Here is a 12,743-nt window from a genome sequence, read left to right as displayed (position 1 = left end):
GGCTTTACTGTTGGAATTGTTTCCAGCCTGCGGCTTACCCGCGATTTGAACCTGCGTTTTCTTCCCGGCCTGTCGTTTGGAGAGCGGATTCTCACCTATAACCAATTAGTAGTTGATTATAATACAAGCAGTTTCTCAAATTTATCGTACGATTATTCCATAAAATCCACTTTTCTCGATTTCCCTTTGCTGATAAAATACAAAGCCCGGCGAATTAATAACGACAGGCCTTATGTGATATTTGGCGGGGCATACCGGCAGGATATTTCGCGCACAGGCGGAGATGACCTCGTCAGGTTAACAAGCGGAGGTTTTTATGCCGAAATTGGTGCAGGATGGGATCACTACTTTACATTTTTCCGGTTTTCAGTTGAAGCCAAAGTGAGCTTAGGACTCAATAATCAGTTGGGAGATCCGCCGCAAGGCAATAATCAGAGAAAATATTACACACATGCTTTCCAAAGTTTGCGTTCCAATATTTTCACCCTTTGTTTCCATTTTGAGTAAACTTTCAAAACGTTTTTCGCCTTTTAAATTCTGAACAAATAATGGCTGCTGTTACGCCAACATTCAACGACTCAGGGCCTTTATTTTCATTGTGGAAACGGGGAATACTCAATTTTCGCTCAACTTTTGCTGCCACCTCAGGGCTTATTCCTTTTCCTTCATTTCCTAAAATAACTACTGCTTTTTCGGGGAGTTGTGTGTTGTAAATGTTTTCACCATCCATAAAAGTGCCCATTACCTCAGCTTGCGATTGGGTCGCAATTTCAGCCAGTTGAGCAAAGGGAGTGTAAATGGCATTTACCCTGGCGAAAGATCCCATTGTTGCCTGGATTACTTTGGGATTAAATATGTCGGCAGTGTCGGGTGAACAAAAAATTGTATTTGCCCCAAACCAGTCGCAGGTGCGTATGATTGTACCTAAGTTCCCCGGATCCTGAATGCTGTCTAAATAAAAAGTGAAAGAACCCAATTGGGCAGGAAGGGAATTTTCTTTTGGCAAAGCGCAAAGTGCCAAGCAATCCCGCGGATTTTTTAAAAGGCTTGCTTTTTTTATTTCGTCGGTTGCGGCTTCGGCAACAATATCAGCTTTAGTGATTCGTCCTGAATTATTTTGCAGAAACCGTGCGGTTCCGAAAAGGTGGGTTACCTGAAGCGAAGAATCGAGCACTTCCAGCACATTTTTTTCGCCTTCAACTAAAAACAGCTCGTGCTTTTGCCTGTATTTTTTATGGGCAAGCGATTTTATGAGTTTTATTGTATTTTTGCTAATCATTTTTTAATGGTTATTCCGTGCAAAATAAATGTTTCAAAGTTACTGTTTACATCTAAAACACTTCATTATTTTTGTGAGAAACAGGCATGGTAAAATTAACTCGGTATTTTGAATAAGAGAAATCTGTTAAATAGTACATTTCCGGGAAAAATAATTGCATTTGTACTTGCAATTTTTTTGTTCTCTTGCTCCCCTGTGAAGTTTGTTCCGCAGGATGAATATCTTTTGAATAAAGTAGATATTGAAGTTGAAAAATCAAACATTGATAAAGAAGAAGCCAAGTCGTATATCCGGCAAAAGGAGAATTACAAAATTCTTGGGTTTGCCAAGTTTCACCTGTGGCTCTATAATTTATCTTCAAAGAAAAAAGAGGAAGGTTGGCTGAAACGTATTGGTGAGCCACCCGTTATTTACGACGAGGCGCTGGTACTTGCCTCGCAGGAGCGTTTAAAGCAGTATTTAGGAAACAAGGGGTATTTCAGGGCCAGTGTTGACACCGAAGTTGAGTTTAAAGAAAACAAACAGAAGGCCAATGTAAAATATAAAATTAAAACCGGCGATCAATACAAAATCAGAGCCTTGAATTATCATATTTCCGACTCCGCTTTAGAGGCTCATTTTTATAAAGACTCATCAGAAATATTGATTTCACCGGGAACCCCATTCGATTTTAACAGGCTTGAAGAACAGCGGGAAGACATTGTGGATCTGTACCGGAACAAAGGGTATTTCTATTTTAATAAAGATGATGTGAGTTATATTGCTGACAGCAGCAGGTTTGAAAAAGAAATTGTTCTCGATTTGTTTATAGGCCAGGATTCATTGAAAAGTTATCAACCGCAGTATCTCAATGATTTTACCATTTCAGTATTGCCGGGATCCGGGCCGGTAACTTCCGAAGTGGGGTCGGAAAGTAATTTTACGGATACAACAAGGCTGGGCAAACTCACCTTATACCAAAATTCTGAGCTGTTTTACCGTCCCGCTTTGTTTAAAAATCTTTTGCAAATGGAAAGCGGCTCTTTGTACCGTTTGGATGATGCAAGGAGCACTTTTAATGCCTTTAACCGATTGCGTCGGTTTCGTTTTATTGATGTCCAGTTTAACAAACCAGCTCATTTGCAGGACACCAATTTGTTAAATTGTAACATACGGTTGGCCCCTTTGAGCAAACAGGCAATTTCGTTCGATGTTGAAGGGACAAACACTTCAGGCAACCTGGGAGTGGCCGGAAATATTAATTACCGGCACCGAAACCTGTTCAGGGGTGCCGAACTTTTTCAGCTGAATTTTAAAGGGGCAATCGAACGTCAGCGGCGAGTGGTGGATGAGATGTCTGAATATTTTAACACCCGCGAACTGGGGGTTGAATCGAAGTTGACTTTCCCTAAACTAATCGGGCCGGGACAGGCAATTAATGCGTTTCGTGACGTCTTGCCTCAAACCGTAGTAACACTTGGCTATAATTTTCAACGAAGGCCAGAATACACCCGAACCATTTCGAATGTGAAATTTGGTTACAACTGGAAAACATCGGAATACCTGGAGCATACCTGGAACATTGTTGACTTTAACCTTGTAAATCTTTACCAGTTCGATCCGGGCTTTATCAATTTTATTAAAGACCTTTACATTAAAAGTAGTTTTACCGACCATTTGATTATGGCGATGAACTATTCCCTGGTATATAATACCCAACAACTGGGAACAAAGAAGAGCTACTCTTATTTTCGGTTTAACGTGGAGTCGGCAGGAAATTTACTCGGGCTGTATTCATCGGTAACCAACAGGACTAAAAATCAGGAAATTGACAGTTTGGGAGTAGTTTCATCAAGTTATTACAGGTTGTTGGGCACTCGTTTTGCCCAATATGTAAAATCCGATGTTGAATTCAGGTATGGTTATACATTTGATAAATACAACACATTGGTTGGTCGCGCGTTTTTAGGGGCTGCCCTGCCATACGGTAATTTTGACATTCTGCCTTTCGAAAAGAAATTCTTTACCGGTGGTGCCAATGGTATCAGGGCCTGGCAAGTCCGTTCTTTGGGACCGGGCACTTATAAAGCTCCCGAGGATGCTTACCCTAACCAGTCGGCTGATATTAAGCTGGAAGTGAACCTGGAGTACAGGTATAACCTCATGGGATTTTTGGAAGGGGCACTGTTTTTAGATGCCGGAAATATCTGGGCAATCAATAGCAAGGATAACCGCCCCGGTGCCCTGTTTAAACTGAACAGTTTTTACAGGCAGCTGGCCTTAGGCACCGGCACCGGGTTCCGATTCGATTTTAACTATTTTATTTTCCGTGTCGATGTGGGAATGAAACTTCGCGATCCTTCCCAACCCACAGGCAATGGCTGGATTATTGGACACAGAAGGTACACCAGCGACGATTTTAATTTTGCATTTGCAATAGGTTATCCATTCTGAAAAAAAAGAATTACTTTTTTATTTTCTGCTTTTGCAATGAATTATTTTTTGCATTTTTAGCCCCGCTTTGCTTAATGAATGTAAGTAAACAGAGTAGAAATTATTTAATTCCAGGGTAAAATGGCAGATCTTCCTTCTAATCGTGATTCATTTGGTTCAAAGTTTGGCGTTATTGCAGCCACTGCCGGTTCGGCAATAGGACTGGGAAATATTTGGCGTTTCCCGTATGTGGCAGGTGAGAATGGCGGAGCTGCCTTTATAATTATGTACCTGGGGTTTATTGTGGCCATCGGCATTCCGGTGATGCTTTCTGAGTTTACTATTGGGCGCAGTGCACAGAAAAATGCTTTTGGCTCATTCCGAAAACTGGCTCCCCGTCGGCCGTGGTATCTTATTGGTTTAATGGGAGTGGTTGCTGCGTTTATGATTTTAGCATTCTACACCACCGTTGCGGGTTGGACGCTCGAATATATTTACCAGTCGGTAATTAATGGTTTTGCCAATAAGTCGCCCCAGCAACTCAGCGGAATGTACGATTCATTTATTGGAGGAACATGGCGGCCTTTACTTTGGTTTTTTGTTTTCATGGGATTAACGGCAGCCATAATAATGGCAGGGGTACAAAAAGGGATTGAAAAATATTCCAAAATTTTAATGCCTGTTTTGTTAATACTGTTGTTAGCACTGGTCATTCGTGCTGTGACACTGCCCGGAGCCGAAAAAGGTATTGCCTTTTTATTTCAGCCCGATTTTAGTAAAATAACGCCTTCTACTGTGCTCGAGGCTTTGGGGCAGGCTTTTTTCTCCCTGAGTATCGGGATGGGGACTTTAATAACTTATAGTTCTTATATTCAAAAGAATGATAATTTGGGCTCAACAGCTTTTTCGGTTGCATTTGCCGACACTTTTATTGCAGTAATGGCTGGTCTTGCCATTTTCCCAGCAGTATTTGCATTCAATATCAATCCCAGCGAGGGGACCGGTTTGGTATATATTACACTGCCTAATATTTTTCAACAAATGCCGGGAGGATACTTCTTTTCGCTCATGTTCTTTGTTCTTCTCGGTGTTGCTGCGCTCACTTCAACAATTTCGGTTTTGGAAGTTATTGTTGCTTTTTTTGTTGAAGAACTCAAAATGAAGCGAAAAGCGGCAACATGGCTGGCCACATCATCTGTTTCTGTGCTGGGAATTATGTGTGTACTTTCTTCAGGTTCAATGTCCGATTTTACTATTTTCGGGTTTACCGTTTTCGGGCTGATGGACTTTACTTCGGCAAATATCCTGTTGCCTTTAGGTGGTTTGTTTATAGTTCTGTTTGTAGCCTGGTTCCTGGGACGGGATAAAGTAAAAAACGAATTGTCGAATAACGGATCGTTAAAGGCGGGTTACATTCCACTATACATGTTTATTATTAAATTTATTGCACCGTTGGCCATTGCATTCATCTTTTTGCAGGGTGTTGGGGTAATCAATTTTTAAAGTTTAAATTTATTTTTTTTGAACATATTTTGTATTTCCTTTTTACATTTACGCTATAAAAGTTATAACTTGAGCAGGCTTGTTAATTTTTTCATCCTGTTAATGCAAAAATGGAGAAACCCTTTCGGCAATTGGTTAAAGAATATTTTCGTTTTTCAAAAAAAGACAGAAACGGAATAATAGTTTTAGTAGTTATAATTTTGTTGTTGATCTCCGGAATAATTATAGTCAACAATTTAAACCTGAGAGCAGACTATGATTTTTCCGAGTTTAAAGAAGCCCTTGAAAAATGGGAACGCACGAAAAAACGTGAATTGGAATCGAAAAAACTTTTTACGTTTAACCCCAATACTATAACGAAAGAACAGCTTGACTCACTTTCCATTCCTGAATTTGTGAAAAATAATTTGCTGAGTTACAGGTCGGCCGGAGGAAAATTTGAAGCCCCAACAGATTTGGCCAAAATTTATGGAATGAACGACAGCATTTTCAAACGAATAGAAAAATTTATAGTAATTCCGGGAAGTGTTCCCCGTGTGGAGCAACCTAAACCAGCCGATAGCCGGGAATTGCCAAAGTCTTATACCGGAACATTCGACCCCAATTCAGCCGACTCAATCACTTTGTCCGAATTTGGGTTCAACAGTTTTCAGGCCTCCAACCTGATAAGTTACCGCAAAAGCGGAGGCTTTTTTTCTACGTCTGAAGATGTTTTGAAAATTTATGGAGTTGACACCGCTTTCTACAACATCATTAAAGAAAATATCCGGATTAAAACTGTCCCCAAAAACGATTTTACTAAAAATGAAGAGAACCCAGTTCGCGTTATAAAAGTTGAATTGAATTCTGCCGGGAAAGCTGAATTGATGCAGTTACCCGGAGTGGGGGAAGTGTTTGCCGAACGGATTTTGAAATACCGCGATTTGCTTGGTGGCTTTTACAAAAAAGAACAACTGCTTGAGGTTTATAACTTTCCGGAGGAAACCTACAACAATATTGCTGATAATATTGTGATCGATTCGTCCAGGATCAAAAAAATACGTGTGAACTTTGCAGAATATTCTGATTTATTGCGGCATCCGTATTTTGAGAATGAACATGTTGAAGCATTGCTCGATTATCGTGAAAAAAATGGCCCTTTTAGTTCATTTGACCAACTAATTCAAAGTTTACCAGGTGATTCCGTTGTTTTCGATGCGGTAAAAGTTTACATTAGCTGTCGTTAAAAAAGATTAAATCAATAAACCATTTAGGTTTTATTATTTTTTTCCATTAAATTTGAATTAGTAGGAATAATTTCTAAATTTGCGCCTCAATTTTTAAAAAAAGGAGTAGAAAATGATTGTTATTCCGGTAAAAGAAGGCGAAAACATTGAAAGGGCCTTAAAAAGGTTTAAGCGCAAATTTGAAAAGACGGGAGTCGTAAAAGAACTACGCGACCGTCAGAAGTATACAAAACCTTCGGAAAGAAGAAGGGAAGAGTTAAAGAAAGCTGCTTATATAGAGAATTTGCAACGTCAGGAAGACTAAAGAATTAGTGGTTCCTGATATTAGTGCAGGAGATTAATGAATTATCAGGAATCGTTTACCAACTATTTAAGGTATGAGAAGAGGACATCCCCTCATACCGTAGTGGCTTACAAAAAAGACCTCGATCAATTTGTGTGTTTTATCACCGAAATGATCGGGGAATTTGATGTTAATAGGGTAGATTCAAAACTTGTCCGCACCTGGATAGTGAGCTTGATGGAGAAACAATTATCACCCCGTTCCGTTAACAGGAAAGTTTCCACCGTTAAAGCTTTCTTTCGCTTCCTGATGAAAGAAAAAGTCGTTGAAACCAATCCCGCAGTTAACCTTCCACTACCAAAGGTTAGAAAAAAATTACCCGGTTTTGTTGAAGAAGAAAGCCTGCATCATTTGCTTGACGATGGTTTTTTCCCGGGCAACTTCAGAGGCGTGCGCGATAAACTGATAGTAGCCCTGCTTTATGCAACGGGAATTCGACTGGCAGAATTAATGCAACTCAAAGGTTCCAGCTTTGATACGAAGAATTATCTTGTAAAGGTGCTGGGAAAAAGACAAAAAGAAAGAATAATTCCCTACCCGAGAGAAATGAACAATTTACTGTTCGAATACCTTGAAATAAGAAACAGGGAAATTGGTTACTTTCCGGATATTTTACTGGTTACTGAAAAAGGAAAGCCTGTTTACGAAAAACTAATTTACAGAGTGGTGAAAAAAAGTTTGGAATATGTGACATCATTTGAGCAAAAAAGCCCTCACGTTATACGTCATTCGTATGCAACGCACCTGCTAAACAAAGGTGCCGACCTGAATGCCGTTAAAGAACTTTTGGGACATTCCAGTTTGGCTGCCACCCAGATTTATACGCATACTACATTTGAGAAACTACATGATATTTACAAACAAGCCCATCCAAGGGGCTAAAAAAGTGTTACTATGGAAATAATTATTAATTCAGTACATTTTACAACTGATAAAAAGTTGGATGAGTTCGTTAATAAAAAAGTTGGAAAACTCGACACCTTCTTCGATGGTATTATTAACGCTGAGGTAACATTAAAAGTCCTTAAACCCGAAACTGCCCGGAATAAAATTTCTGAAATAAAGCTCTCAATCCCGGCCAATGGTTACTTATTTGCAAAAAAACAGGCAGATACATTTGAGGAAGCAACCGACCTGGCCGTTGATGCAATTCGGAAACAACTAACTAAATATAAAGAAAAACTTAAAAACCAATAATATTTAATTTTTTGGTTCTCGTTTTTTAGATTTTTAAAATAATATTTTTACATTTGCACACCCATTTTAGGGGCGTTCCAGAAACAGCTGAAATTAAAGTAGTTTGATGGTTTGGGCGATATTTTAGTTTGAAATATTTTGAAAAATCTGAACAAAAATTACATTGATATTCAGTAAGACAAAATTTTGTCATTCTGTTTTGTAAAATTTTGTACTTTTGCACCGCGTTTTTACCGGGATGCAATTTGCGGGAGTAGCTCAGTTGATAGAGCATTAGCCTTCCAAGCTAAGGGTCGCGGGTTTGAATCCCGTCTCCCGCTCAAAAAAAATGAGATTGAAGTTTTAAGCAGGGTACTTTTAACTTCTGTCTCTTTGTGTATTTAAGCCGGAGTAGCTCAGGGGTAGAGCGCATCCTTGGTAAGGATGAGGTCACGAGTTCAATTCTCGTCTTCGGCTCAATTAATTTAGATAATAATTAAAATTTTGGAGTTATGGCTAAAGAAACATTTAAAAGGGACAAAGATCATGTCAATATAGGGACTATAGGTCACGTTGACCATGGTAAAACTACCCTTACTGCTGCTATTACAATGGTATTGGCCAAGAAAGGCCTTTCCGAAATCAAATCATTTGATTCAATTGATAATGCACCCGAAGAAAAAGAAAGGGGTATTACAATCAACACAGCACACGTAGAGTATCAAACTGCAACTCGTCACTATGCACACGTTGACTGCCCTGGTCACGCCGACTATGTGAAAAACATGGTAACTGGTGCTGCCCAGATGGACGGTGCAATTATTGTAGTTGCTGCTACAGACGGTCCTATGCCGCAAACACGTGAGCATATCCTTTTGGCACGTCAGGTAAACGTTCCTAGAGTAGTTGTTTTCATGAACAAAGTGGACATGGTTGACGACGAAGAATTACTGGAACTGGTTGAAATGGAAATTCGCGAATTGCTCGATTTCTATGAATTCGACGGTGAAAACACCCCTGTTATCCGTGGTTCTGCTCTTGGTGCAATGAATGGCGAACCCGAATGGGAAGATAAAATTATGGAACTGATGGATGCCGTTGACACCTGGATTCCACTTCCTGAGCGTGAAGTTGATAAGCCGTTCCTGATGCCTGTTGAAGATGTATTCTCAATCACAGGTCGTGGAACAGTTGCCACAGGTCGTATCGAAACAGGCGTTGTTCACACCGGTGACGAACTTCAGTTGATTGGCCTTGGAGCAGAAGGACGCAAAACAGTATGTACCGGTGTTGAGATGTTCCGTAAAATCCTCGACGAAGGACAAGCCGGAGACAACGTTGGTTTGCTGCTCCGTGGTGTTGACAAAAAAGAAATTAAACGCGGGCAGATTTTGGCAAAACCTGGTTCAATCACTCCTCATACCAAATTTAAAGCAGAGGTGTATGTATTGAAAAAAGAAGAAGGTGGGCGTCATACTCCATTCCATAACAAATACCGCCCACAGTTCTACCTGCGTACACTTGACGTAACCGGGGAAATTCACTTGCCCGAGGGTCGTGAAATGGTTATGCCTGGTGATAACGTTTCAATTGAAGTGGAACTGATTTACCCGGTAGCCCTGAACATTGGTTTGCGTTTTGCAATCCGCGAAGGTGGCCGTACAGTTGGTGCTGGTCAGGTTACCGAAATATTGGAATAATCTGTTACAATCGCAGAAATAAAAAATAATAGTCCCGGGCAGTTATAGCCCGGGATTGTTCACGGAAGAAACTCATTCTGTTGGGAGTGAAAAATGTTGTAAGTTCGAGTCTTACCTTCCGTACAAAAGACGAAGAGTATAATATGAAACTAAAAATATACTTGCAAGAGGCCTATAATGAACTCATTCATAAAGTTACATGGCCTACTTGGAAAGAGCTGCAAAACAGCGCATTGGTTGTAATGGTTGCTTCCTTTATTATATCACTCTTGATATTCGTTATGGATTTGTCATTCAGGAACATAATGGATTTTATTTATGGATTATTTTATTAATAGAAACCTGTAGGTCAAAATGAGCGAGAATACAAAAAAATGGTATGTTCTTCGAGCTATTGGTGGTAAGGAGAAAAAAGTAAAAGAATATATCGATAACGAAATCGCTAATGGAGATCTGAAGGGTTTTGTTGAACAGGTTTTAATACCAACTGAAAAGGTTTATCAAATCCGGAACGGGAAAAAAGTCAGCAAAGAGCGAAACTTTTTCCCGGGATACGTTCTCATTGAAGCTTCGTTAGCGGGTGAAGTTACACACCTGCTTAGAAATATTCCCAATGTAATTGGATTTCTTGGTGACACCAAAGGTGGAGATCCGGTTCCTATGAGGCAAAACGAAGTGAATAGAATTTTAGGTCGAGTTGATGAACTTGCCGAAACTGGTGAGGAACTGAATATTCCTTTTGTTGTTGGAGAAACCGTAAAAGTTATCGACGGACCATTCAGCGGCTTTAACGGAACCATTGAAGAAATCAATGAAGAGAAGAAAAAGCTGCAGGTAATGGTGAAGATTTTTGGACGTAAAACGCCTTTGGAACTTAGCTTTATGCAAGTTGAGAAGGAATAGTAACGCATTATTAATTTTATTATGGCGAAAGAAGTTGCTGGATTAATTAAATTACAGATTAAAGGTGGAGCGGCAAACCCGTCACCACCGGTGGGACCAGCATTAGGTGCCAAGGGAGTTAATATAATGCAGTTTTGTAAACAGTTTAACGGTCGTACACAAGACCAGGCCGGTAAATTACTCCCGGTAATTATTACTGTTTACAGCGATAAATCATTTGATTTCATTATAAAACAACCTCCCGTAGCTGTACAATTGCTCGAATCAGCAAAAATCAAAAAAGGTTCTCCGGAGCCTCAAGTCAACAAAGTAGCTGCCGTAACCTGGGATCAGGTTCGCGATGTAGCCGAAGGAAAAATGGCTGACTTGAATTGTTTTACTGTTGAATCGGCAATGAAAATGGTAGCTGGAACTGCCAGAAGTATGGGAATTACCGTAAAAGGTAAAGCACCATTCAAAAATTAAATTAAATTTTTTTAAGATGGGCAGAATTACGAAGAATAAAAAAGCTTCTCTTGATAAACTCGACAGATCGAAAACTTACGCGATTGACGAAGCCTCAAAACTGGTGAAGGAAATTGCATTTACCAAATTCGATGCTTCAGTTGATTTGGATATTCGGTTGGGAGTTGACCCAAGAAAAGCTAACCAGATGGTTAGAGGCGTAGTTTCGTTACCCCATGGGACTGGAAAAGAGATTAAAGTGCTGGCTTTGGTTACCCCCGATAAAGAGGAGGAAGCCAAACAAGCAGGAGCTGATTATGTTGGTTTAGATGATTATATCGATAAAATCAAAGGAGGCTGGACTGATGTTGACGTGGTAATTACCATGCCCCCGGTTATGGGCAAAGTTGGCCAGCTGGGACGTGTATTAGGCCCACGCGGTTTAATGCCTAACCCCAAAAGTGGTACAGTAACAATGGATATTGGTAAAGCTGTGTCAGAAGTTAAACAGGGGAAAATTGATTTTAAAGTCGATAAATTTGGTATTGTTCACACTACAATTGGTAAAGTTTCCTTTTCTCCGGAAAAGATTAAAGAAAATGCCATTGAGTTTATCAGTACCATTAACAAACTTAAACCAACAGCAGCAAAAGGTACTTATATCAGAAGTATTTTTCTTTCCAGTACTATGAGCCCTGGTATTAAAGTTGAACCCAAGTCAGTTGTGACTATAAAAGCGGAGTAAAAATGAAACGTACAGAAAAAGAAGTAATTATCAATGACCTGCAAGAGCAGATCAACTCGTACAGCCATTTTTACTTAACTGACATTAGTGGCCTGAATGCTGAAGATACCAGTAATTTGAGGAGACTATGTTTTAACCAAGAAGTAAAACTGGTTGTTGCAAAAAATACACTACTTCGTAAAGCACTCGAAAATTCGGAGAAAAATGCAGAAGAGCTTTACGACGCGCTTAGAGGAAACACTACAGTAATGTTCACTGAAACCGGAAATGCTCCTGCAAAACTGATTAAAGATTTCAGGAAAAAGCACGACAAACCACTGCTCAAAGCAGCATTTGTCGAGGAGTCAATTTATCTCGGTGAAAATCAGCTCGACGCACTCGTTTCTGTGAAGTCGAAAGACGAACTTATTGCCGATGTGGTTTCCTTATTACAATCACCAATGAAAACATTGCTTTCGCAATTACAATCAGGTGGTGATACAATACACGGTGTTCTTGAAACACTGAAAGAAAAAGAATAGTTTTTTAGAAATAAATTTTATAAAGTAAATAAAAATGGCAGATTTAAAACAACTTGCAGAAGAGTTAGTAAACTTGACTGTTAAAGAGGTTAACGAATTAGCTGATATCCTTAAAGAGGAGTACGGAATTGAGCCAGCCGCAGCCGCAGTTGCAGTTGCAGGCCCGGCAGCAGGTGGTGGAGAAGGCGAAGCCGCTGAAGAACAAACCGAATTTGATGTTGTATTGAAAGCAGCTGGTCAGTCAAAATTAGCAGTAGTTAAGCTCGTGAAAGAATTAACTGGTCTTGGCCTCAAAGAAGCCAAAGCAGTTGTTGATGAAGCTCCAAAAGCAATTAAAGAAAAAGTTTCCAAAGATGAGGCAGAAGCCCTTAAGAGTCAATTGGAAGAAGCAGGAGCCGAAGTTGAAGTTAAATAATTCGCAATCAGACCTTTTAAAAGAGGTTGTATGGTTTAGAATCTTGCACAGCAGGATTCTAAACCTTTTTGTGTAT

The 12,743-nt window shown here is 39.8% G+C and carries 15 protein-coding genes and 2 tRNA genes; 16 read left to right on the top strand and 1 reads right to left on the bottom strand.

What is annotated here, in order from left to right; translation table 11 throughout:
* Positions 1-507, top strand: a 507-nt coding sequence (porT, locus tag ACTCNA_RS05315) for a type IX secretion/gliding motility protein PorT/SprT (protein ID WP_462946858.1), incomplete at its 5' end; no start/stop codon positions are given.
* 4 nt (positions 508-511) lie between these two features.
* On the opposite strand, the gene ACTCNA_RS05310 is transcribed toward porT, so the two are convergent.
* Positions 512-1,279 carry a TrmH family RNA methyltransferase gene (locus ACTCNA_RS05310; RefSeq protein WP_462946857.1) on the bottom strand — a complete coding sequence of 256 codons (768 nt, stop codon included), beginning with the start codon at positions 1,277-1,279 and terminating at the stop codon, positions 512-514.
* A gap of 108 nt (positions 1,280-1,387) precedes the next feature.
* On the opposite strand from ACTCNA_RS05310, the gene tamL reads away from it, so the two are divergent.
* The 15 genes from tamL (at position 1,388) to rplL (ending at position 12,667) form a co-directional block, all read left to right on the top strand.
* On the top strand, positions 1,388-3,712 hold the full coding sequence (gene tamL, locus ACTCNA_RS05305; protein WP_462946856.1) for a translocation and assembly module lipoprotein TamL: 2,325 nt from the start codon (positions 1,388-1,390) through the stop codon (positions 3,710-3,712).
* A 120-nt stretch (positions 3,713-3,832) separates the two neighbouring features.
* Positions 3,833-5,194: a sodium-dependent transporter gene (locus ACTCNA_RS05300; protein WP_462946855.1), complete on the top strand. Its 1,362-nt coding sequence runs from the start codon at positions 3,833-3,835 to the stop codon at positions 5,192-5,194.
* 110 nt (positions 5,195-5,304) lie between these two features.
* Positions 5,305-6,420, top strand: coding sequence for a helix-hairpin-helix domain-containing protein (locus tag ACTCNA_RS05295; protein WP_462946854.1), 1,116 nt, complete (start codon positions 5,305-5,307; stop codon positions 6,418-6,420).
* Positions 6,421-6,532: 112 nt separating this feature from the next.
* Entirely contained in the window at positions 6,533-6,724 is a 192-nt protein-coding gene (gene rpsU, locus ACTCNA_RS05290; RefSeq protein WP_073166136.1) for a 30S ribosomal protein S21, read from the top strand.
* Positions 6,725-6,760: 36 nt separating this feature from the next.
* On the top strand, positions 6,761-7,645 hold the full coding sequence (locus ACTCNA_RS05285; RefSeq protein ID WP_462946853.1) for a tyrosine-type recombinase/integrase: 885 nt from the start codon (positions 6,761-6,763) through the stop codon (positions 7,643-7,645).
* A 12-nt stretch (positions 7,646-7,657) separates the two neighbouring features.
* Complete coding sequence (hpf, locus tag ACTCNA_RS05280) at positions 7,658-7,960, top strand: ribosome hibernation-promoting factor, HPF/YfiA family (RefSeq protein ID WP_462946852.1); 303 nt, start codon at positions 7,658-7,660, stop codon at positions 7,958-7,960.
* Between the two features lie 247 nt (positions 7,961-8,207).
* Positions 8,208-8,280, top strand: a tRNA-Gly gene (locus ACTCNA_RS05275).
* Positions 8,281-8,344: 64 nt separating this feature from the next.
* A tRNA-Thr gene (locus ACTCNA_RS05270) sits at positions 8,345-8,416 on the top strand.
* A 35-nt stretch (positions 8,417-8,451) separates the two neighbouring features.
* Complete coding sequence (tuf, locus tag ACTCNA_RS05265; protein WP_462946851.1) at positions 8,452-9,639, top strand: elongation factor Tu; 1,188 nt, start codon at positions 8,452-8,454, stop codon at positions 9,637-9,639.
* A gap of 143 nt (positions 9,640-9,782) precedes the next feature.
* A complete protein-coding gene (gene secE / locus ACTCNA_RS05260; RefSeq protein WP_073166605.1) occupies positions 9,783-9,974 on the top strand; it encodes a preprotein translocase subunit SecE in 192 nt (63 codons plus the stop codon).
* Between the two features lie 19 nt (positions 9,975-9,993).
* Entirely contained in the window at positions 9,994-10,542 is a 549-nt protein-coding gene (gene nusG, locus ACTCNA_RS05255) for a transcription termination/antitermination protein NusG (RefSeq protein WP_462946850.1), read from the top strand.
* 21 nt (positions 10,543-10,563) lie between these two features.
* Positions 10,564-11,007, top strand: coding sequence for a 50S ribosomal protein L11 (gene rplK / locus ACTCNA_RS05250; protein WP_462946849.1), 444 nt, complete (start codon positions 10,564-10,566; stop codon positions 11,005-11,007).
* Between the two features lie 16 nt (positions 11,008-11,023).
* Positions 11,024-11,731, top strand: coding sequence for a 50S ribosomal protein L1 (rplA, locus tag ACTCNA_RS05245; protein ID WP_462946848.1), 708 nt, complete (start codon positions 11,024-11,026; stop codon positions 11,729-11,731).
* A gap of 2 nt (positions 11,732-11,733) precedes the next feature.
* Positions 11,734-12,252, top strand: coding sequence for a 50S ribosomal protein L10 (gene rplJ / locus ACTCNA_RS05240; protein ID WP_462946847.1), 519 nt, complete (start codon positions 11,734-11,736; stop codon positions 12,250-12,252).
* A 34-nt stretch (positions 12,253-12,286) separates the two neighbouring features.
* Positions 12,287-12,667, top strand: a complete 381-nt coding sequence (gene rplL, locus ACTCNA_RS05235) for a 50S ribosomal protein L7/L12 (protein WP_073166157.1) — start codon at positions 12,287-12,289, stop codon at positions 12,665-12,667.
* Positions 12,668-12,743: the final 76 nt, after the last annotated feature.

This window comes from Tangfeifania sp., assembly GCF_055108615.1.
This window is presented reverse-complemented; position numbering and strand designations above follow the sequence as displayed.